Source organism: Cryobacterium sp. 10I1, from assembly GCF_035019805.1.
Taxonomy (GTDB): Bacteria; Actinomycetota; Actinomycetes; order Actinomycetales; family Microbacteriaceae; genus Cryobacterium; species Cryobacterium glucosi.
Genome location: NZ_JASJVF010000005.1, coordinates 1 through 20,645 on the forward strand (window position 1 = coordinate 1; position 20,645 = coordinate 20,645).

Consider the following 20,645-nt stretch of genomic DNA (forward strand, 5'->3'; position numbering starts at 1 on the left):
CAACGCCTGCAAAAACACGTTCCCCAGGCTCGCGAGGTGCCGTTTCCGGAACCGGGCGATCGAGCGAAAATCCGGTGCCTGCTGCGCGGCCAACCAACGAAAAGCGACCACGTCCACACAGACCCGCTCCAACTCCCGTGACGAGCGAACCCCGACGCAATACCCGTAAAGCAGCACGCGGACCATCAGCCGAGGGTCATAAGGCGGCTGGCCCTTCGACTTCGCGTAGGACGCGTAGAACTTCTTCAGGTCAATTTGAGTTTCGACGATGTCGGCGATGAAACGAGAGAGGTGGTTCTGCGGCAGCCACTCATCCAAAGACGGTGGAACCAACATCACGGCCGCCGGCTCGAACGCCCGGAACCGCTTGTTCACGCCGGCGCCAGCCTCGACTCCGTCGTCCATGACCAGGTCAACATGTTCGAGTTCTGTCGCGGGAAACAAACCATCAAAATCGCTCATAAGCAATTTTCCCAGACCAACAACCCCAGCCCAGGAAATCCGTCGGCGTTTTAAACTTCGCCGTTACTGACCCACGCTCCTAGGAGAGCTTGAGGATGGGGTGGAGTCCCCGCGCGGTCTCCTGGGCCCCTGGCAGGCCGGTGAGGGCCAGCCAGTTGGCAAGCATGAGGTAGCCGCCCTCGGTCAGGACCGATTCCGGGTGGAACTGCACGCCGAGAATCGGAGCGGATGCGTGCCGCAGCCCCATGATCACCCCGCCAGCCGTCCGCGAGGTCACGACAAGGTCGCTCGGAACGGTGGAATCGACGACGGCGAGCGAGTGGTACCGGGTCGCCGTGAAGGGCTGCGGAACGCCCGCGTAGAAAGCGCTGTCGTCGTGCGTGACCTGGCTCGTCTTGCCGTGCATGAGCTCCTCGGCGTTCGTCACCGTGGCCCCGAAGGCCTCCGCGATCGCCTGGTGCCCCAGGCACACGCCGAAGAGCGGCGAGCCGGCCTCGAACGCGGCCAGCACGACTGCGATGGAAACGCCCGCGTCCGCAGGCTTCCCCGGCCCCGGCGAGAGCAGCACACCGTCGAATTCGGCGATGCGCGCTGCGGCGTCCTCTGGTGGAAAGGCGTCGTTTCGCACGACCTCGGTCTCAGCTCCGAGCTCCATCAGGTAGCCGTTGAGCGTGTAGACGAAGCTGTCGTAGTTGTCGATCACGAGTATGCGGGTCATGGGGTGCCGACCGTCGATTCCTGGCTATTGACGATGGTGTCCACCCACGGGAAAACCCACGTGGCGAGGACGAAGAGGACAAGAGCGATGAGCACCAGCACCTGGAGGATGCGGAGCCAGAGCGGGCCGGGGAGGACCCGCCACAGTGCTGCGTACATATGAGCCTCCTAGCCCGCGGCCTGGGCTGCGATGATGGCGGCGAGTTCCGCGGGCGGGCCGGCCGAGATCGGCTGCCAGGAATCGAAGACGCCGTAGGCGATGATGCGTTCCGCCGTCGAATAGAGCGGATTGCAACTCGTGAGGGTGATGATGCGATCGGTCGCGGTGGCCCCCGGCGCATGCGGGACTGCGGCGAGCACGCCCACGTCGGTCGGTTGCACGTATTCCAGGTCACGGAACCGGTACGTGTAGTAGCCGTCGGCCGTCTGCACGAAAATGGGATCGCCGAGCTGAAACTCGTTGATCAGGTGCATGCCGCCGCCATTGGCGCTGCGGTGAGCGGCCACGACGAAGTTCCCGACCTCGCCGGGCATCTGAGTGCCGGGGTAATGCCCGATGCCGAGGCGTGGACTGTTGAGCACGTTGTGGCCGACGCCCTCAGCGATGGTGCGCGAGTACGCGGCGCCATAGCGGGGCACATACAGCACGGCGAACGGCTGCGCCTCCCCCGGGGCGACGCTGACGACGGGAGTCCCGAAGCCCGGCGTCTGGACGGGAACGGCCGTCGGCGTGTTCGTGGCGGTCGGCGCTGGCGTCGCGCTGGCCGCCTGTGCGTCGCCGATCCACTGCTGGCTGATCTGGTTGGCCGCACTCGCCTGTTCCCCCGCAACGACGAGGTCGTTCCACCACAGTTGCCAGGCGATGAAGAGGAAAACGAGAACGCCACCCGTGATGAGCACTTCACCGATGACACCGATCACACTCACCGGCCTGCGGCGCCGGGAAGCGCGCCGCTCGCGGCGACTCTCCGCTGGCGCAGCGGGCGGGGTGGCGTCGGACATGGTTCCGATTCTAATCGGCAGTGGTGGCCGGCAGGCCCTGGAGAGGTCGCCTGATGGGCAATGGCGCTAGAATCGCAGGCATGGCACGAACGAATCCCCGCACCAAGCCCGCCCGCACCGAGGTCGTTCGCTCTGGCGAGGACGCCCCGAACGCCGTCTGGTTCAAACCAGTCATGTTCGGCTTCATGCTCATCGGACTGGCATGGATCATCGTCTTCTACGTGAGCCAGGGCACCCTGCCGATCGCCGGCCTCGGCTCCTGGAACATCCTCGTTGGATTCGGGATCGCCTTCGTCGGCTTCCTGATGACGACCCGCTGGCGTTAACCTCTCGGTTACCCCCCTTTTGGGGGTCAATTACACCGGTGTAATTATCCCCAGTTGTGGACAGACCTGTGGATAACTTTCAGCCCAGGAACTTGACGAAACTCAGGGCGACGAGCACGATCGCGAAGGCCGCGACAAGCCAGTTCTGCAGCGACTGGTGCTTGCTGCGCCGAGTCTGCACGTAGATCAGGCCGAGGATCGCACCGCCGATCAGGCCGCCGACATGCGCCTGCCAGGCAACATTGAGGTTCGGCAGGAAGCCGATCACGAGGTTGATTCCGACCAGGATCAGCAATTGTGTCGAGTTGCCTCCGAGGCGCCTCTGAATTACCAGGAACGCGCCCATCAGGCCGAAGATCGCACCGGATGCCCCGACGACCGGTGTGAGCGGACCAGCGAGGAACAACACCCCGAGCGAACCGGCGAGGCCGCTCAGCAGGTACAGGGCGAGGAATCGACCGCGGCCGAGCATCCCCTCGAGGATCTGGCCGAATATCCACAGTGTGTACATGTTGAGAAGCACGTGGAAGATGAAGCCGGTCGAGTGGACGAAGACACTGGTGAGCATCCGCCATGGCTCGAAACTGCCGGGGTACGAGTAGATGCCCGCATAGAGCAATGCGCTCGTCACGTCGAATCCCGGGACGAGCTGCAGCAGGAACACGGCGAAGGTGACCCCGATGATGCCGTACGTGACGACGGGCCCACGGCTCGAGGAGATGCGGGTCAGCAGGGCCGGGCGGGTGCGCGGGGCGTTCTGCCGCTGCTCCTTCATGCACTCGGGGCAGATCACGCCGACGGCGGCCTGTGTCTGGCACTCCGGGCAGATGGTGCGGCCGCAGCGCTGACAGAGGATGAAGCTTTGCCTGCCCGGATGCCGATAGCAGAAATTGGCTGCGGATCCGGGCAGGTCAGTCATTCGAAGTGGGCCTAGACCTGCTCGACGGTGACGGACTCGATGACGACCTCGGTGAGGGGACGGTCACGGCCATCGGTCGGCACGGTGGCAAGCTTCGCGACGATGGCACGGGAGGCCTCGTCCTCGACTGCGCCGAAGATGGTGTGCTTGCCCTGCAGCCACGTGGTCGGGACGACAGTGATGAAGAACTGCGACCCGTTGGTGCCGCGGCCGCCCTGGATGCCGGCGTTGGCCATCGCGAAGACGTACGGCTGGGTGAAGTCGAGGTCGGGGCTGATCTCGTCGTCGAACTGGAAGCCGGGGCCACCGGTGCCCTGGCCGAGCGGGTCGCCGGCCTGGATCATGAAGTCCTTGATGATGCGGTGGAAGACGGTCCCGTCATAGAGGGGAGTCTTCGAGACCTTGCCAGTGCCGGGGTGCTTCCATTCGATCTCGCCGGTGGCGAGGCCCACGAAGTTCTTCACCGTCTTCGGCGCGTGGTTGCCGAAGAGGTTGACCTTGATCGGTCCGAGCGATGTATTGAGCGTTGCGACGGCGGTGTGCTTTGACATGGGGTCAATTCTTGCACAGGCGCGAAGACGGATCCTGACCGTCCACGCCATCCGAAGCCCTCTTGCGGTATTGCGTGGCAAGATGGATGGTGTTCGCCACATGACATCGATGGAGGGTCCAGATGAGCCTGTCACGCAAGCGCCGCAAGGAACTTACGAAGCTGCGCAAGAGCGCAGACGAGTTGTGGAACCACCAGCAGGAGGTTCTCGATCGGGCAAACGTGCTCGCACGTGATGCCGCACACCAGGCGGGGGTGCTCACCCGCGAGGAAGTCGTTCCCCGTGTCCGCGACAGCTACGACCAGTTGGTACGCCCGAAGATCCAGGCAACGCAGGATCTCGCAGAGGATGTGCGCAGCCAGGTCGTCACGAAGGTGCTTCCCGGCATCGGCACTGCTATCGGCACCGTCATGAGCGTCGGAGACGTCGCCAGGGATGCCCGCGTTCGTGCGGCCCTGAGCCGCCTGCACTTCCAGCAGCCCGTTGTGATCGAGAAGAAGGGCCCGGGGGCCGGCGCATACATCGCGCTCGGTGTCGCCCTGGCCGCCGCCGCAGGAGTCGCATACGCCGTCTGGCAGACGTTCCGCGCCGATGACGAGCTCTGGGTCGCCGACGACGAGCCCAAGAACGCATCGTCCGTCGAGTCGTAACAGACAGACAGAGACACAAAGAAGGCCCGCATCCACTGGATGCGGGCCTTCTGTCATTCTCGTGCAGGATTCATTCTCGTGCAGGATTCATTCTCGTGCAGATTGTGGAGCCACGGGGAATCGAACCCCGGACCTCCTGCTTGCAAAGCAGGCGCTCTACCAATTGAGCTATGGCCCCGTACATTCACGGGGGTGATGGCCGGAACGGCCGGTACTTCTTATAACTGCGACTGCATAAAACTGTAACTGCGTGGGGATACCGGGATTTGAACCTGGGACCTCTTCATTATCAGTGAAGCGCTCTAACCAACTGAGCTATATCCCCCTTATTGGGCAGATTTGAGACTACCGGAAACCTCCGGTTTCTCCCAATCGAGCAGCCGATTCGTTTCGGATGCTGCCCGATTGGGAGGCGGTGACGCGGGTGGAGCGGGTGACGCGGGTGGAGCGGGTGGAGAAGGTCGAGCTAGTTGTTCGTGAAGCCGACGAGCAGTCCGCCGGTGATCTTCACGCTCAGGTTGTACAGCACGGCGTAGACGGCACCCAGGGCCGTGATGACGACCGTGTTCAGCACCGCCACGACGACAGCGAAGCCCATGACATTACCGATGGACAGGATGCTGGCCAGATCGGAGGAAGACCCCGCGATATCGGCGTACAGCGCGTCGATCTTGCCGAAGATCCCGGTGCCGTTGAGCACCGTGAAGATCAGGAAGGTCGCGACGATGGTCACGATGCCGAGGCACAGGGCGATCAGGAACGACAGCTTCACCGCCGACCAGAAGTCGATGTACACCAGCTTGAGCCGCACCTGCTTGGTTGTCACAGTGGGCCTCCGGCCGGACTTCTTGGCAAGTTTCTCAGCAACACTACTCATCTAACGGTTCTTCCTCTCCCGAATCGCTCTCCGGCTCGTCCGCAGTTTCCTCGACGATCAGGTTACGTTCGGAGTTCTTCGCAATGGCGATGATCCGGTCTTCTTCCGCAAACTTAGCGAAGACGACGCCCATCGTGTCCCGTCCCTTGGCAGGGACTTCTGCGACGTCAGAGCGTACCACCTTGCCACTGGCAAGGACCACGAGTACTTCGTCCTCGTCATCCACGATAAGGGACCCGACGAGGTCCCCGCGATCATCGTTGAGTTTCGCGACCTTGATACCGAGTCCGCCACGGTTCTGCAGGCGGTACTGATCGGCCGCGGTGCGCTTGGCGTATCCGCCCTCCGTCACGACGAACACGTAGCCGTCGTCGGAGACAACGGATGCGTCGAGCAGCCGGTCATCCCCGCGGAAGTGCATCCCGATCACGCCGGAAGTGCTGCGGCCCATCGGCCGGAGGGCTTCGTCGCTCGCGGTGAACCGGATCGACATTCCCTTCCTGGACACGAGCAGCAGGTCCGAGTCTTCCTCCACGAGCAGCGCGGAGACGAGTTCGTCGCCCTCGCGCAGCTTGATCGCGATGATTCCGCCGGTACGGTTCGTGTCGTACTCGCTCAGGGCCGTCTTCTTGATCAGGCCGTCGCGAGTGGCGAGCGTGAGGTACTGGGCCGCCCCGTAGTCGCGGATGTCGAGGATCTGCGCGATCTCCTCGCCCGGCTGCAGTGCGAGCAGGTTGGCAACGTGCTGGCCCTTGGCGTCGCGACCGGATTCCTGGGCCTCGTACGCCTTGGCGCGATAGACCCGGCCGGTGTTCGTGAAGAACAGCAGCCAGTGGTGGGTGGTCGTGACGAAGAAGTGCTCCACGACGTCGTCCGCGCGCAGCTGGGCACCCTTGACGCCCTTGCCGCCGCGGTGCTGGTTGCGGTAGTTGTCGCTGCGGGTGCGCTTGATGTAGCCGCCGCGCGTGACGGTGACCACCATCTCCTCTTCGGGGATGAGGTCCTCGACCGACATGTCGCCGTCGAAGCCGAACATGATCTCGGTCCGCCGGTCGTCGCCGAATTTCGTGGTGATCTCGGTGAGTTCGTCGCTGATGATCGTGCGCTGGCGCTCCGGGCTCGCGAGGATCGACTGGAACTCGACGATCTGCAGCTCGAGTTCGGCGGCCTGGTCGATGATCTTCTGACGCTCCAGGGCCGCGAGGCGTCGCAGCTGCATGGTCAGGATGGCGTCGGCCTGGAGCTTGTCCACGTCCAGGAGGTCCATCAGGCCGGTGCGGGCGTCGTCGACGGTCAGAGACCGGCGGATGAGCGCGATCACCTCGTCGAGGGCGTCGAGGGCCTTGAGGTACCCGCGCAGGATGTGCGCATCCGCTTCGGCCTTGTTGAGCCGGAACTGGGTGCGCCGCACGATGACGTCGACCTGGTGGTCGACCCAGGCGGAGACGAAACCGTCGAGGGGAAGCGTGCGCGGCACCCCGTCGACGATCGCGAGCATGTTCGCGCCGAAGTTCTCCTGCAGCGGGGTGTGCTTGTAGAGGTTGTTCAGGACGACCTTCGCGACCGCGTCGCGTTTGAGCACGATCACGAGGCGCTGGCCGGTGCGGCCGGAGGTCTCATCGCGGATGTCGGCGATGCCACCGATCTTGCCGTCCTTGACGAGGTCGGCGATCTTGATCGCGAGGTTGTCCGGGTTGACCTGGTACGGCAGCTCGGTGATCACGAGGCAGGTGCGACCCTGGAGCTCTTCGATGCTGACGACGGCCCGCATCGTGATGGACCCGCGACCGGTGCGATAGGCATCCTGGATGCCCTTGATCCCGAGGATCTGGGCGCCGGTGGGGAAGTCTGGTCCCTTGATCCGCTGGATGAGGGCTTCCAGAAGCTCCTCGCGGGTCGCGTCCGGGTTCTGCAGGTACCAGAGGGCGCCGGCGGATACCTCGCGCAGGTTGTGCGGCGGGATGTTGGTGGCCATGCCGACGGCGATGCCGACCGAACCGTTGACGAGAAGGTTCGGGAAGCGCGAGGGGAGCACGGTGGGTTCGAGCGTGCGGCCGTCGTAGTTGTCCTGGAAGTCGACGGTGTCCTCGTCGATGTCGCGCACCATTTCGAGGGCGAGCGGGGCCATCTTCGTCTCGGTGTACCGCGGGGCGGCAGCGCCGTCGTTTCCGGGGGAGCCGAAGTTTCCCTGCCCCAGGGCGAGCGGGTACCGCAGGCTCCAGGGCTGCACCAGCCGGACGAGGGCGTCGTAGATGGAGGAGTCACCGTGGGGGTGGAACTGACCCATCACGTCGCCGACGACGCGCGCGCACTTGCTGAACGCCTTGTCCGGGCGGTAGCCGCCGTCGAACATGGCGTAGATCACGCGGCGGTGCACGGGCTTCATGCCGTCACGCACGTCGGGAAGCGCACGCCCGACGATGACGCTCATGGCGTAGTCGAGGTAGGAGCGCTGCATCTCGAGCTGCAGGTCGACCTGGTCGATCTTGCCGTGCTGCTCGAGATGAGCCGCCTTCGCGGCGGCCTCCGCTGCGGTCTCTTCGTTGGTCGTGTTGTTGGTGGTGTCGTCAGATGTCAAGGAAACGCACGTCCTTCGCGTTCTTCTGGATGAAGTTGCGGCGGGACTCGACGTCCTCGCCCATCAGTGTGGAGAAAATCTCGTCGGCAGCCGCTGCGTCGTCGAGCGTGACCTGGAGCAGCGTGCGGGTCTCAGGCGCCATCGTGGTTTCCCACAGCTCCTTGTAGTCCATCTCGCCGAGGCCCTTGTAGCGCTGGATGCCGTTGTCCTTGGGGATCCGCTTGCCCGCAGCAGCGCCGTCGGCGAGCAGCGCGTCGCGCTCCTTGTCGGAGTAGACGTATTCGTGCGGGGCATTCGTCCATTTGAGCCGGTACAGCGGCGGCTGCGCGAGGTACACGTAGCCGAGGTCGATGAGCGGCCTCATGTACCGGAACAACAGGGTCAGCAGGAGGGTCGTGATGTGCTGGCCGTCGACATCCGCATCGGCCATCAGGACGATCTTGTGATAGCGCACCTTGTCCGGGTTGAATTCCTCGCCCATGCCGGCGCCGAACGCCGTGATCATGGCCTGGACTTCTGCGTTGCCGAGGGCACGGTCGAGCCGGGCCTTCTCCACGTTCAGGATCTTCCCGCGAAGGGGCAGGATCGCCTGGTATTCCGGGTTCCGGCCCTGGACGGCGGAGCCGCCGGCCGAGTCACCCTCGACAATGAAGATCTCGGAGAGCGACGGGTCCTTGCTCTGGCAGTCCTTGAGCTTGCCCGGCATGCCGCCGCCCTCGAGGAGGCCCTTGCGTCGGGCGGTTTCGCGCGCCTTGCGGGCCGCCATCCGGGCGTTCGAGGCCTGGAGGGCCTTGCGGATGATCTCCTTGGCCGAGATCGGGTTGCGGTTGAACCAGTCGGAGAGCTGGTCGTTGGCGACCTTCTGCACGAAGGACTTCGCCTCTGTGTTGCCGAGCTTCGTCTTGGTCTGGCCCTCGAACTGCGGTTCGGCGAGTTTGATCGACACGACGGCGGTCAGGCCTTCACGCACATCGTCGCCGGTGAGGTTGTCGTCCTTTTCCTTGAGGATGCCCTTTTCCCTCGCGTACTTGTTGACGAGGGTCGTGAGCGCTGCGCGGAAACCCTCTTCGTGGGTGCCGCCCTCATGGGTATTGATCGTGTTCGCGTAGGTGTGGACGCTCTCCGTATACGCGGTGGTCCACTGCATGGCCACTTCGAGCGCCATCTTGCGTTCGTGGTCTTCGAACTCGAAGGAGATGATCTCTTCGTTGACGAGTTCGGCCTTCTTGGCACGGTTGAGATACTCGACATAGTCGACGAGTCCCTTCTCGTACATGAAGGTCTTGTGTATCGGTGCGCCCTCTGCGTCGAGGTGCTCCGGTCGTTCGTCGGTGAGCGTGATGGTGAGCCCCTTATTAAGGAACGCCATCTGCTGGAAACGGGCCCGCAGGGTTTCGAAGTCGAAGTCCGTGGTCTCGAAGGTCTCGGCGCTCGGCCAGAACGTGATCGTCGTTCCGGTCTCGTCCGAGGCTTCGTCCTGGCTCAGCGGGGCGAAGGGGACACCGTCGTGGAAACTCTGCCGCCACACGTGGCCCTGGCGACGAACCGCGACGTCGAGCCGGGAGGACAGCGCGTTGACCACGGAGCTGCCGACGCCGTGGAGGCCGCCGGAGACTGAATAACCGCCGCCGCCGAACTTTCCACCGGCGTGGAGCACGGTCAGGACGACCTCGACCGTCGAACGGCCCTCCGCCTTGTGAATGTCGACGGGGATTCCTCGCCCGTTGTCGGCGACGCGCACGGCTCCGTCGGCGAGGATCTCGATGCCGATCGTGTCGCAGTGTCCCGCGAGGGCCTCGTCCACCGAATTGTCCACAATCTCGTAGACCAGGTGGTGCAGACCTCGGGGGCCGGTCGACCCGATATACATACCGGGGCGCTTCCGAACGGCTTCAAGTCCTTCGAGGACCTGGATATCGTCGGCGCCGTATCCATGCTCCGGCTCGATCAATGGTTCGACTGACATCTGTTATGGAGCTCCTGACCGTCGCGCGGGCGACCCTTGAGTCTACCAAACAGGGCATGGTCTCCCGGCCATAAACGGGGATCTGACGCGTTTTGCCTAGTCGGTTGACCTGTTTTGGCTCCCTAGCCGTAGGTATCGCGTGGACCGCGCCCTGGAATTGATCTGGGACCCTTTTTCCAGGAGGGAGCGTTGGGTCCCTGAAAACGGATTGACAGGATGCCCGCGTCCGGATACCGGACGGAGATGTGCGTCATGATTTCGACACGCATCATGCGCAGCTGAGTCGCCCACGCCGTCGACTCGCAGTGCACGGTCAGGACGCCCTCGTCGATGCCGGCGGGAGTGGAGTGTTTCGAGGTTTCCTCACCGGCGAGTTCGATCCAGGATGCGAGCAGTTCCGACTGCGCGAGGGGTGAGTTCCAGCCCAGTTGCAGGGTCAGGGAGTCGATTGTGTCCCCGAGGCCACGCGGATCGCGGCCGATGCCGAACGGGACACTCGAGCCGGTGTCGTCCCGCACCCGGCGCCTCGCCCTGACACGCTTCGCGTTCGGGTCGCCGAACACGTCCTTGAAGCGCAGGTAGACCCGTGCTGCCTCGCTCTGCTCAGCCATCGATGACCTCCCCGGCGTGGATGTGAATCGTGTGCGCGGCCAGTTGCTTGGGGACATCCTCGAACACGGCTGCCGTGATGAGCACCTGGTCGAATCCCAGGACCGCGGCTGCGAGGCGGCTGCGGCGCGATTGGTCGAGTTCGGCGAAGACGTCGTCGAGGATGAGGACAGGATCCCCACTCGAGGAGTCCCTGCGCAGGAGTTCGGCGGCTGCGAGCTTGAGCGCGAGGGCGAACGACCAGGATTCGCCATGGCTCGCATACCCACGCGCCGGCAGGGCATTGAGCATGAACACCACATCGTCGCGATGCGGTCCGACGAGGGTCATCCCGCGGTCGAGTTCCTTCCTGCGCACACCGGCCAGGGATGCACGGAACAGGTCGGCGGTCGCCCCTGCCTCCTTCGCTCCGGCATCATTCGTGCCGACCGATGCTCCGGAGGGAGTGTCCTCCTCGCTGCCGAGGGTGTCATCCAGTCCGAGGATACTGAGTGCGCCGAGCAGGGCCGGCCCGTGATCGGCGCCGACGACGGCCTCATATGCAGTGCGGAGGGGTGTGCCGAGCTCTTCGACGAGCTTCGCCCGCTCGTCGATGATCTCCGAACCGAATTCCACGAGACGGTCGTCCCACACTTCGAGGGTTCCGAGCTGGGTTGTGCGCAATCCGGACGCCCTCGCCGATTTCAACAGGGAATTGCGCTGCCGGAGCACCCTGTCGTAGTCGGCGAGCACACCGGTGAGACGCGGAGACCGGAGGACGAGCAGCTGGTCGAGAAAACGGCGTCGTCCAGACGGGTCGCCGCGGACGAGCGCGAGGTCTTCCGGAGCGAACAGGACGCTCGAGAAATACCGCGGCAGTTCCCTCGTCTTGATCACCGAACGGTTGATCTGCGCCCGGTTCAGTCCCGAGCGGTTGATCTGCACTTCGGCGAGGAGGTCCCGGCCGTTGTACTCGAGTTTGGCCCGGATGATCGCGGATTCCTCGCCGGACCTGATCATCGCGGCCGTCGTCGACACCCGGTGCGAACCCAGTGTGCTCAGGAAGCCGAGGGCCTCGACCAGGTTGGTCTTCCCCTGGCCGTTGCTCCCGACGATGAGGTTCGGTCCCGGCTGGAACGGAACCTCGACCTGCGCATAGTTGCGGAAGTCGGTCAGGGACAGGTGAGTTACCCGCACCGGAGTTCTTAGCGCAACAGCAGGTTCGGCTGGAGCAAGTACTTGTAGCTGTCAGCTCCCGGCTGGTCGCGCGAACTCTGGCTCGTGATCAGGACAGGGCCCGGCTTGTTCGGGTTTTCCGTCTTCGTGAAGGAGATCCGCACGAATTCCGAGTGCACGGCCGTGAGGCCGTCCAGCAGGAATTGCGGCTTGAGGGAAACAACGGTTTCGACGCCGGACAGGATCGCATCGACGGATTCCTTGGCCTGTGCCTGTTCGGAACCGACCGCTTCGAGCGTGAGTCCCTCGGTCGTGAAGGAGAAACGCAGCGCAGCCTCGCGTTCGAGTACGAGAGCGACACGGCGGGTGGCCTCGATCAGTTCCGCGGTATTCATCACGGCGTAGTTGTCGACCTGGTCGGGGAACAGCCGGCGAACCGGCGGGTAGTTGCCCTTGATCAACAGGCTTGTGACGGTCTTCTTGTCGGCGGTGAATGCGATCAGTTCTCGATCGTCGGTGTTGGTGATCGCGACGGAGATCGTGCCGCTGTGTCCGAAGGTCTTGCCGACTTCCTGCAGGGTACGTGCGGGTACGAGCGCGGTGATGGTGTCTGTCGCGACCATCGTTCCGGGGTCCCAGTCGATTTCTCGCACGGCGACACGGTAGCGGTCTGTCGCGACGAGGCTCAGGCTGTTTTCGGAAATCTGCAGCTGGACACCCGTGATGACCGGCGTGACGTCGTCACGCGATGCGGCGACGGCGACCTGGGCGACGGCAGCGGCGAAATCTTCGGCGGGAACCAGGCCGGCCTGGCCGCTGACGACCGGGATGCTTGGATATTCCTCGACAGGCATGGACAGGAGCGTGAAGCTCGCGGTTCCACAGCTGACCGTGATGCGGGAGTCCTTGGTCACGAATGTGACGGGGGCGTTCGGCATCCGGCTGGCGATCTCGGCGAGGAGGCGACCGGACACGAGAACCCGTCCGGTCTCTTCGACCTCGGCGGCGATTTCGGTTTGCGCGGACACCTCATAGTCGAATGACGAGAGGATCAAGCCGGTCGCTGTTGCTTCGATCAGCACACCGCTCAAAATGGGCAGCGTGGTGCGCTGGGGAAGGAGTTTGACAGCAAAAGAAACGGCTTCGCTGAAAACGTCCCGGTTGGCCTGAAATCTCACGAAGTCACTCCTGTCGGTCGGAGACCTGTTTGGCCTCAATGGTAGTCGTTCTCACAACGGCCCCGGCGTCGCTCGGTTTCCTCCGGTGTCGGAGGAAAGGTTGTCGGCCAGAGAGAAGTTTAAGTTTTTGTTAATCTTCTTAACCGTTGTGGAAACTGTGGATAACTCTGTGGATGCGGCTCATTCACTGGGAACTACAAACATGTAACTTGTGGGCAGCCTGTGAGCGTTAATCGTCCCCCGGTTCAGGGCGAGCCTTGCCACCAGCGGAGTTTGCACAAGCTGGACGGTAGTTTCCACAAATTCAGACAAGTTGTTCGACGAGTTTCCACAGGGTTATCCACAACTGTGAAAACTGAGGGATTCTGCGGCTTATTTGTAGCGGTGGTCCTGTTTGATGCGGTTGGTGAGCTCCGTGACCTGGTTGTAGATCGAGCGGCGTTCCTTCATGAGTTCGCTGATCTTCTTGTTCGCGTACATCACCGTCGTATGGTCCCGGTTGCCGAACAGCTGGCCGATCTTCGGGAGGGAGAGATTGGTGAGCTCGCGGCAGAGGTACATCGCGATCTGTCGAGCCGTGGCAACGGCTTGGGAGCGTGAGGAGCCATAGAGGTCCTCGACGGTGAGCTTGAAGTAGTCCGCCGTGTTGGTGATGATGTCGACCGGCGCGATGACGTTGTCTTCGTCGAGGGTGATCAGGTCCTTGAGCACCGTCTGGACGAGGTCCATGTCGACGGGCGTTCGGTTGAGGCTCGCGAAGGCCGTGACCCTGATCAGGGTTCCCTCGAGCTCGCGGATGTTGGATGAGACCTTGGACGCCATGAATTCGAGGATGTCGTGGGGAACCTGGAGCTTCTCGCTCTGGGCCTTCTTGCGCAGGATGGCGATGCGGGTCTCGAGGTCGGGGGCCTGGACATCCGTGATGAGGCCCCACTCGAAACGGGACCTCATGCGGTCTTCGAAACCGGTCAGGGCCTTCGGCGGCAGGTCGCTCGTGATGACGACCTGCTTGTTGTGGTCGTGCAGGGTGTTGAAGGTGTGGAAGAACGCCTCTTGGGTCTCCGCCTTGCCCTGCAGGAACTGGATGTCGTCGATCATCAGGATGTCGATATTGCGATACCGGGACTGGAATGCCGAGCCGCGGTTGTTGGCGATCGAGTTGATGAAGTCGTTGGTGAACTCTTCTGAACTGACATAACGCACTCGGATGCCGGGATAGAGGCTCATGGCGTAGTGGCCGATGGCGTGGAGCAGGTGGGTCTTTCCCAATCCGGAGGAGCCGTAGACGAAGAGGGGGTTGTACGCCTTGGCCGGTGCCTCGGCAACGGCGACGGCGGCGGCGTGCGCGAACCGGTTCGACTGCCCGATCACGAAGTTGTCGAAGCTGTACTTGGAATTGAGCCGGGTGTCGTGCGGGCTCTCGACGGGCGGCGCGCTCTCGAAAACCGATTGGGGCGTCGCGGGTGTCTCGACGTCCCTGGGCAGTGCGGACTCCTGGACCGGACGGAGCGACTCCTGCTCGAGTTCGGGATTGACGACGACGTAGAAGGTCGAGACCGCGCTCGCCTCGGACAGTTGACCCATCGCGGCGAGCAGCGGCACCCGCATCCGCTGGTTCAGCATGCTCGCGGTGAACTCGTTCGGTACTTCGAGATAGAACGTGCCGGCCGCGATGCCCTTGGGTTCGACCAGGTTCAGGAAGCCGTAGAGCATCGGGGTGATGGTGTCATCCGATTCGAGGCTGGTGAGCACTGCCCGCCAGGTGTCCGCGATCGGTTGTTCTTCGGCTGCCATTGTTCCCTCTGTCGATACTGTCTGGTGAAACGCTGTGTGTTGAAACTGCGTGTCGGTACTGTCGATGATTTCTTGAATGCACCCGGAACTGCCGGAAGAGTCGACACCAGTGTGGGCCGAATCGACGGCCTCAGCAAAAGCATCCACAAGGTTATCCACCGCCTGTGCGCAATTCGGGCTGTGTTTTACAGGCATTGCGGGCTGCCTGTGGATAACTTGTCCTCACGGTAGTCAATGTCTGCCGCGGCGGCCAACTCTGTTGTGGATTCGGTACGTGTCGTTGACCGGAAACCGAGAAAACATCTGCAGAATCTGCCGTTTACCGCCGTCGGGTTTGACCAGCACCGATTGAGGCCGTAGTTTTAATCAGTTGACCCCAGCCCGCGGGCTACCTCACTCTTTCCCGGCCGTTCTACATTTTTTGGCCTGCGGAGATTCAATACGTGGAGACCACACAATGAGCAAGAGAACTTTCCAGCCGAACAACCGTCGTCGCGCCAAGGTGCACGGCTTCCGTCTTCGCATGCGTACCCGTGCCGGCCGCGCGATCCTCGGTGCCCGCCGTCGCAAGGGTCGCACCGAGCTTTCCGCCTAAGCACTCACGTGCTCGCGGGGACCAATCGCATCACGAGCGGCAACGACTACAAGATGGTCGTTCGCCGTGGCGTGCGTGTTGTTGGTCCGCATTTCGTGACGTACCTGCGTGACAATTCCGAGGGCTTACCCCCTCGGTTTGGTTTCATCGTCGCCAAAAACGTGGGGAACGCCGTCCGGCGCAACCGAATGCGACGTCGCCTGAAGGCGGCGTGCTTCGGTCTGCTCCCTACGGTGAACCCGGGCACGGATGTCGTCATTCGCGCACTTCCTGCGGCGCACGAAGTGGAGTGGCCGGTTTTGCAGGCCGAAGTCAGCCAGGCCCTCCTGAGTTTCCAGCGCCGAATTGCGGCGGGCATGACCGGATCCGGCCATCGCCGGCCGGAACGACTGCCCTCCCGATGAGTAGCCCGCGATGGTCGACCTCGTGAAGACGGTGTTGGCGTGGGTCCTTCTGCTCCCACGCAATCTGGGGGTTGTGCTCCTGCGCGTCTACCGCGCGGTGATCTCACCGCTGTATGGCGACGTTTGCAGGTACTATCCCTCTTGTTCGGCGTACGCACTCGGCGCCGTTCAGGAACATGGCCTTGTAATCGGGTCCGGTCTGGCTGCACGCCGGCTGGCCCGGTGTCATCCGTGGGCCGAAGGCGGAGTCGATGACGTTCCGCTGAAGCGCAAGCGTCGCTACGCCGTGACGTCGTTTGGATTTGTAGTCCCAGTGAGCCACGGAAAGGGCTGACCCAAAGTATGGACCTCCTAGGTACGATTCTCTGGCCTTTGAAATGGGCTGTCGAGCTCCTGCTCGTCGCCTTCCACTGGTTGTTCACGACCGTTGGCCTCGGCTACAACGATGGCATCACCTGGGTGCTCGCGATCGTGGGACTCGTGCTCGTCGTGCGCGCCGCGCTCATCCCCATCTTTGTACGGCAGATTCGCAGCCAGCGCAAGATGCTCGAGGTCGCTCCCCAGCTCAAGAAGATCCAGGACAAGTACAAGGGTAAGAAGGACCAGTTCTCCCGCGAGGCAATGTCCCGCGAGACCATGGAACTGTACAAGCGCACGGGCACGAACCCGCTGAGCTCGTGCCTTCCCCTCCTGCTGCAGATGCCGATCTTCTTCGCGCTCTTCTCCGTCCTCAACGACGCGCAGCACGCCAAGGCCGGCGTCGGTCCGCTCAACTCCCAGCTTGCGGAGAGCTTCGGGAGTGCGACCTTGTTCGGGGTTGCACCGCTGCACGAATCGTTCTCCACGCAGTGGGCGCTGCTCGTGGCCGGCAGCCCGTACAACCTCGCCGTGATGCTCATCGCGGCCACCATGGTCGTCCTGATGACTGCTTCGCAGTTCATCACGCAGCTGCAGATCGTCTCCAAGAACATGTCGCCGGAAACCAAGGCGAGCCCGATGTTCAAGCAGCAGCGCATGATGTTGTATTTACTCCCGCTCGTCTTCGCCTTCTCCGGTATCGCCTTCCCGCTCGGCGTCATGTTCTACTGGCTGACCTCGAACATCTGGACCATGGCCCAGCAGTTCCTGGTCATCCGCAACATGCCGACACCGGGCAGTGAAGCGGCCAAGGCCCGCGAGGAGCGTCTCGCGCGCAAGGGAAAGCTCATCGCGAAGGATGGCGACATCATCGTGGTCGAAGAGCCGAAGAAGCAGCAGCCGCAGCGTCAGCAGCCCGTCGGCAAGTCCCGCGCCAAGAAGCAGACCGGCCCGAAGAAATAGACTGGTCCGAAGCGACTGAACAGGCCGAAGGGCCTGAACAGAACGACTGAGCAGAACACAGAAGAGACGGACATCGTGACTGAGAACACCGACGTGATCGCCGCGGATTCCCCCGCGGAAGACGACTCCCCCACCCTCGATCAGCTCGAGAAGGAGGGCGACGTCGCCGCGGACTACATCGAGGAATTCCTCGACATCTGCGACCTCGACGGGGACATCGACATCGATGCCCGCAACGGCCGCGCCTACGTGTCGGTCAATTCGACGGATGCCGGAAGCCTGCGCCTGCTCTCCCGCCCGGACACCGTGAACGCCCTGCAGGAACTGACCCGCCTCGCGGTGCAGAACAAGACCGGGTCGTTCTCCCGGTTGATCCTCGACATCGGCGGCTCCCGTGAGGCCCGCCAGGCGGAGCTCGGCGTCCTCGTGACCCGGGCGATCGAGCGCATCGCCGCAGGCGCGACGGAAGCCTCCCTGCCGCCGATGTCGTCCTATGAGCGCAAGCTCGTGCACGACCTCGTCTCCGAGCACGGTTACGTGTCGGAGTCGACGGGCGAAGGCCGCGACCGTCACACGGTCATCACCGCGGCGTAGTTTCACGTGGAACCCGTGAACGACACGCTCGAGATCGAACCGGTCGTCACGGCCGGGCTCTTCGGGGACCGCATCGACGTCGCACGGGCCTTCGCGGCCAACCTCGCGACGCAGGGCGAGGAGCGCGGCCTGATCGGCCCGCTCGAGTTGCCCCGGCTCTGGAGCCGGCACATCCTGAACTGTGCGATCATGGCCCCGCTGCTCCGGCCCGGACTGGTCGGCGACGTCGGGTCCGGCGCCGGACTGCCCGGACTCGTGCTCGCGATCATTCGGCCCGACGTCGACTTCGTGCTGATCGAACCGATGGAGCGCCGGGTGGCTTGGCTGACCGAGCAGGTTGCGGAGCTCGGTTTGACCAACACGACCGTGACGCGCGCCCGTGCTGAGGACCTGCACCTTCCGCATCCGCTCGACCAGGTCACCGCGCGCGCAGTAAGCGCTTTCCGAACACTGATTCCCCTGACGGCGCCGCTCCTCAGGGCAGGGGGCGAGCTCGTGCTCATGAAGGGCGCTGGTGCGCAGGGCGAAATTTCGGCGGCTGCGAAGGAGATTCGTCGCTTCCACCTCAGCAATGTCGAGGTGATCACCCTCGGTGAGGGCGTGCTGCAGGACGTGACGCGAGTCATAAGGGCTACAGTTGATTAGTCCCCGATTGGCGTTTCGCACACGCGAACACGGATCGTGCATCACCCTCGGATGGCTCTTCAACCGTCGAACGTAAAGGTTTCACGTGAAACAACCCGGCCAGGAACAGCACGACACCACGGCCGCACGCGGTTTTGACAGCAGCACTCCCCTCGCCAGGGAAATCACCGAGCTCACGCGCAGGCGTCAGGTGATCGCAGCGGAGAAGCTGCCCAAGCCCGAGCGCACCCGGATCATCACGGTGTCCAACCAGAAGGGCGGCGTTGGCAAGACCACGACCGCCGTGAACCTGGCAGCGGCCCTGGCCCGGCAGGGTGCCCGGGTACTTGTGATCGACCTCGATCCGCAGGGAAATGCCTCGACAGCGCTCGGCGTCGAACACCGCGCGGACACCCCGAGCGTCTATGACGTGATCATCAACGACGTAGAACTCGCCTCCGTTGTGCAGAGCAGCCCCGAATTCGGTTCGCTCTTCTGCGTACCGGCGACGATCCACCTCGCGGGAGCCGAGATCGAGCTCGTCTCCCTCGTCGCCCGCGAACAGCGGCTGAGTCGTGCCCTCACCGTGCACCTCTCCGCAATGACGGATCCCTACGACTATGTGTTCATCGACTGTCCCCCATCCCTCGGGCTCCTGACGATCAACGCCTTCGTCGCCGCGAAAGAGGTCCTCATCCCGATTCAGTGCGAGTACTACGCGCTCGAAGGCCTGAGCCAGCTGCTCAAGAACATCGAACTGATCGAGAAGCACCTGAACCCCGAACTCACGGTATCGACCATTCTGCTGACGATGTACGACAGCCGCACCAACCTGGCCAACCAGGTGGCGCAGGACGTGCGCGATCACTTCCCCGACCAGGTGTTGAGTACCCTCATTCCGCGCTCTGTGCGGGTTTCTGAGGCGCCGAGCTACGGTCAGAGCGTGATCAGTTACGACCTGAACTCGGCAGGATCGCTCTCCTACCTTGAAGCAGCAGCGGAAATCGCCAGACGCGGTGCCCCCCAGACAGGAGAACGACAGTAATGGCGAAGAGAACAGGCCTCGGCCGCGGTATCGGCGCCCTGATTCCGATTCAGGACGACCCGACCCTCGCCCGTCCCGTGGACGTGTTCTTCCCGTACTCCCCGGCGGCGAAGGCGAGCGCGGCAGCCGCACTCGCGGCGGCGGGTGACAAGGCCGGGATCGACGCTGTCGGACTCACCGCGGTGCCGGACTCGGGTGCTCCCGCAGAGGACGGCCTGGTCGAGGGCGGTTCTGCTGTCGTCGAGCCGGCGGATGCGGATGCGCCCGTCCTCGTACCGGTTCCCGGTGCCCGGCTCGCGCACCTCAATCCGTTCGATATCGTCCCGAATGCCGTGCAGCCCCGCAGCGTGTTCGACGAATCCGATCTTGCGGAACTCGTGCACAGCATTCGCGAGGTCGGTGTGCTGCAGCCGATCGTGGTGCGCCCCCTCCCCGATCAGCCCGGAAAATACGAACTCGTCATGGGCGAGCGTCGGTTGCGGGCGACCAAGGAAGCGGGCCTCGATTCCATCCCCGCCGTTGTCCGGGAGACCGCGGACATCGACATGCTCCGAGACGCACTGCTCGAGAACCTGCATCGTGCCCAGCTCAATCCGCTCGAAGAGGCGTCGGCGTACCAGCAGCTGCTTGCGGACTTTGGAATCACCCAGGACGAGCTCGCACAGCGAATTGGCCGGTCAAGGCCACAAATCACCAACACGATCCGTCTCCTGAAGCTTCCGGAAGCCGTCCAGGTACGGGTCGCCGCGGGTGTCCTGTCCGCCGGTCACGCCCGTGCGATCCTCTCCGTGGGCGATCCGGAAGGGATGCTTCGTCTCGCCGACAAGATCGTCAACGAGGACCTCTCTGTGCGGGCGGCGGAAGCCGCGGCGACGGCAGTGCCGAAGGCGCAGGCGCCTCGACCATCGGCAGGCAAACGCCAGGGTCACCTCGACGAGATCGCTTCACACCTTGGCGATCGCCTGGACACCCGGGTGAAGATCAACCTGGGCGCGCGTAAGGGACAGATCAATATCGATTTTGCCACGATCGGCGACCTGAACCGGATTCTTGCGGTTCTGGGAGAGCCCGGCTTCGGGTCGAATTAGATCCCTCGGTCGAACAGGCCTGCTCCCCTACGGTGTTTCACGTGAAACATCACGCACGCACACGCGTCAGGTGAGCCGATTCACTCGCGGGGTGCTTGGTACGAAATGACGCAATTGGCGCGCTTCATCACCGGGGCGCCTGGTCGACGCGACGTTCTGCGCATGTTTCACGTGAAACGGTGTCACGAGAC

General features: G+C 63.4%; 23 protein-coding genes and 2 tRNA genes. 10 read left to right on the forward strand and 15 right to left on the reverse strand.

Annotation, left to right across the window (positions count from 1 at the left end; translation table 11 throughout):
- The 4 genes from QN345_RS01285 to QN345_RS01300 form a co-directional block, all read right to left on the reverse strand.
- The coding region (locus QN345_RS01285; RefSeq protein ID WP_323508372.1) for a transposase at positions 1 to 405 on the reverse strand (405 nt) is incomplete at its 3' end.
- Positions 406 to 541: 136 nt separating this feature from the next.
- Positions 542 to 1,180: an anthranilate synthase component II gene (locus QN345_RS01290; RefSeq protein WP_322136868.1), complete on the reverse strand. Its 639-nt coding sequence runs from the start codon at positions 1,178 to 1,180 to the stop codon at positions 542 to 544.
- Positions 1,177 to 1,338 (reverse strand): hypothetical protein, encoded by a 162-nt coding sequence (locus tag QN345_RS01295; RefSeq protein ID WP_166787341.1) that lies wholly within the window; start codon positions 1,336 to 1,338, stop codon positions 1,177 to 1,179. Before QN345_RS01295 ends, QN345_RS01290 begins: the two co-directional genes overlap by 4 nt.
- 9 nt (positions 1,339 to 1,347) lie before the next feature.
- The gene (locus QN345_RS01300) at positions 1,348 to 2,181 is read right to left on the reverse strand and encodes a class E sortase (protein ID WP_241985065.1); all 834 of its coding nucleotides are present in this window, start codon (positions 2,179 to 2,181) and stop codon (positions 1,348 to 1,350) included.
- An 80-nt stretch (positions 2,182 to 2,261) separates the two neighbouring features.
- Between QN345_RS01300 and QN345_RS01305 the strand changes: the two genes are divergently transcribed.
- Entirely contained in the window at positions 2,262 to 2,507 is a 246-nt protein-coding gene (locus QN345_RS01305) for a cell division protein CrgA (protein ID WP_134448576.1), read from the forward strand.
- A 79-nt stretch (positions 2,508 to 2,586) separates the two neighbouring features.
- On the opposite strand, the gene QN345_RS01310 is transcribed toward QN345_RS01305, so the two are convergent.
- Together QN345_RS01310 and QN345_RS01315 are read right to left on the reverse strand one after the other, a co-directional pair.
- Positions 2,587 to 3,426, reverse strand: a complete 840-nt coding sequence (locus tag QN345_RS01310) for a rhomboid family intramembrane serine protease (RefSeq protein WP_134448574.1) — start codon at positions 3,424 to 3,426, stop codon at positions 2,587 to 2,589.
- 11 nt (positions 3,427 to 3,437) lie between these two features.
- Entirely contained in the window at positions 3,438 to 3,977 is a 540-nt protein-coding gene (locus QN345_RS01315; protein WP_134448572.1) for a peptidylprolyl isomerase, read from the reverse strand.
- A gap of 122 nt (positions 3,978 to 4,099) precedes the next feature.
- Here QN345_RS01315 and QN345_RS01320 point away from each other — a divergent pair, with 122 nt between their 5' ends.
- Positions 4,100 to 4,627 carry a hypothetical protein gene (locus QN345_RS01320; protein ID WP_134448570.1) on the forward strand — a complete coding sequence of 176 codons (528 nt, stop codon included), beginning with the start codon at positions 4,100 to 4,102 and terminating at the stop codon, positions 4,625 to 4,627.
- Between the two features lie 105 nt (positions 4,628 to 4,732).
- Here QN345_RS01320 and QN345_RS01325 read toward each other — a convergent pair.
- The 9 genes from QN345_RS01325 to dnaA all read right to left on the reverse strand — a co-directional run bounded on the left by QN345_RS01325 (position 4,733) and on the right by dnaA (position 14,784).
- Positions 4,733 to 4,805 (reverse strand) — tRNA-Ala (locus tag QN345_RS01325).
- Between the two features lie 73 nt (positions 4,806 to 4,878).
- Positions 4,879 to 4,952: transfer RNA gene (locus tag QN345_RS01330), tRNA-Ile, on the reverse strand.
- Positions 4,953 to 5,093: 141 nt separating this feature from the next.
- Positions 5,094 to 5,504 (reverse strand): DUF3566 domain-containing protein, encoded by a 411-nt coding sequence (locus QN345_RS01335; protein WP_134448568.1) that lies wholly within the window; start codon positions 5,502 to 5,504, stop codon positions 5,094 to 5,096.
- Positions 5,497 to 7,989 carry a DNA gyrase subunit A gene (gene gyrA, locus QN345_RS01340; protein ID WP_322189891.1) on the reverse strand — a complete coding sequence of 831 codons (2,493 nt, stop codon included), beginning with the start codon at positions 7,987 to 7,989 and terminating at the stop codon, positions 5,497 to 5,499. Before gyrA ends, QN345_RS01335 begins: the two co-directional genes overlap by 8 nt.
- 82 nt (positions 7,990 to 8,071) lie before the next feature.
- A complete protein-coding gene (gyrB, locus tag QN345_RS01345) occupies positions 8,072 to 10,048 on the reverse strand; it encodes a DNA topoisomerase (ATP-hydrolyzing) subunit B (protein ID WP_134448566.1) in 1,977 nt (658 codons plus the stop codon).
- A gap of 122 nt (positions 10,049 to 10,170) precedes the next feature.
- Positions 10,171 to 10,659 (reverse strand): DUF721 domain-containing protein, encoded by a 489-nt coding sequence (locus tag QN345_RS01350; RefSeq protein ID WP_134558118.1) that lies wholly within the window; start codon positions 10,657 to 10,659, stop codon positions 10,171 to 10,173.
- Positions 10,652 to 11,833, reverse strand: a complete 1,182-nt coding sequence (gene recF, locus QN345_RS01355; protein WP_134448562.1) for a DNA replication/repair protein RecF — start codon at positions 11,831 to 11,833, stop codon at positions 10,652 to 10,654. The genes QN345_RS01350 and recF overlap by 8 nt, the downstream gene beginning before the upstream one ends.
- A gap of 8 nt (positions 11,834 to 11,841) precedes the next feature.
- Positions 11,842 to 12,990 carry a DNA polymerase III subunit beta gene (dnaN, locus tag QN345_RS01360; RefSeq protein WP_134448560.1) on the reverse strand — a complete coding sequence of 383 codons (1,149 nt, stop codon included), beginning with the start codon at positions 12,988 to 12,990 and terminating at the stop codon, positions 11,842 to 11,844.
- A 372-nt stretch (positions 12,991 to 13,362) separates the two neighbouring features.
- Positions 13,363 to 14,784 (reverse strand): chromosomal replication initiator protein DnaA, encoded by a 1,422-nt coding sequence (dnaA, locus tag QN345_RS01365; protein WP_134448558.1) that lies wholly within the window; start codon positions 14,782 to 14,784, stop codon positions 13,363 to 13,365.
- A 457-nt stretch (positions 14,785 to 15,241) separates the two neighbouring features.
- Here dnaA and rpmH point away from each other — a divergent pair, with 457 nt between their 5' ends.
- The 8 genes from rpmH (at position 15,242) to QN345_RS01405 (ending at position 20,454) form a co-directional block, all read left to right on the forward strand.
- Complete coding sequence (rpmH, locus tag QN345_RS01370) at positions 15,242 to 15,379, forward strand: 50S ribosomal protein L34 (RefSeq protein WP_010204566.1); 138 nt, start codon at positions 15,242 to 15,244, stop codon at positions 15,377 to 15,379.
- Positions 15,380 to 15,387: 8 nt separating this feature from the next.
- Entirely contained in the window at positions 15,388 to 15,783 is a 396-nt protein-coding gene (rnpA, locus tag QN345_RS01375) for a ribonuclease P protein component (protein ID WP_322189024.1), read from the forward strand.
- A gap of 22 nt (positions 15,784 to 15,805) precedes the next feature.
- A complete protein-coding gene (gene yidD, locus QN345_RS01380) occupies positions 15,806 to 16,117 on the forward strand; it encodes a membrane protein insertion efficiency factor YidD (RefSeq protein ID WP_134448656.1) in 312 nt (103 codons plus the stop codon).
- 8 nt (positions 16,118 to 16,125) lie between these two features.
- A complete protein-coding gene (gene yidC, locus QN345_RS01385) occupies positions 16,126 to 17,103 on the forward strand; it encodes a membrane protein insertase YidC (protein ID WP_134448555.1) in 978 nt (325 codons plus the stop codon).
- Between the two features lie 75 nt (positions 17,104 to 17,178).
- The gene (locus QN345_RS01390) at positions 17,179 to 17,697 is read left to right on the forward strand and encodes a protein jag (RefSeq protein ID WP_134558121.1); all 519 of its coding nucleotides are present in this window, start codon (positions 17,179 to 17,181) and stop codon (positions 17,695 to 17,697) included.
- A gap of 6 nt (positions 17,698 to 17,703) precedes the next feature.
- Complete coding sequence (gene rsmG / locus QN345_RS01395) at positions 17,704 to 18,342, forward strand: 16S rRNA (guanine(527)-N(7))-methyltransferase RsmG (protein ID WP_241975188.1); 639 nt, start codon at positions 17,704 to 17,706, stop codon at positions 18,340 to 18,342.
- Positions 18,343 to 18,427: 85 nt separating this feature from the next.
- Positions 18,428 to 19,366 (forward strand): ParA family protein, encoded by a 939-nt coding sequence (locus tag QN345_RS01400; RefSeq protein ID WP_134560982.1) that lies wholly within the window; start codon positions 18,428 to 18,430, stop codon positions 19,364 to 19,366.
- Complete coding sequence (locus tag QN345_RS01405) at positions 19,366 to 20,454, forward strand: ParB/RepB/Spo0J family partition protein (protein WP_134448551.1); 1,089 nt, start codon at positions 19,366 to 19,368, stop codon at positions 20,452 to 20,454. The genes QN345_RS01400 and QN345_RS01405 overlap by 1 nt, the downstream gene beginning before the upstream one ends.
- Positions 20,455 to 20,645 lie beyond the last annotated feature (191 nt).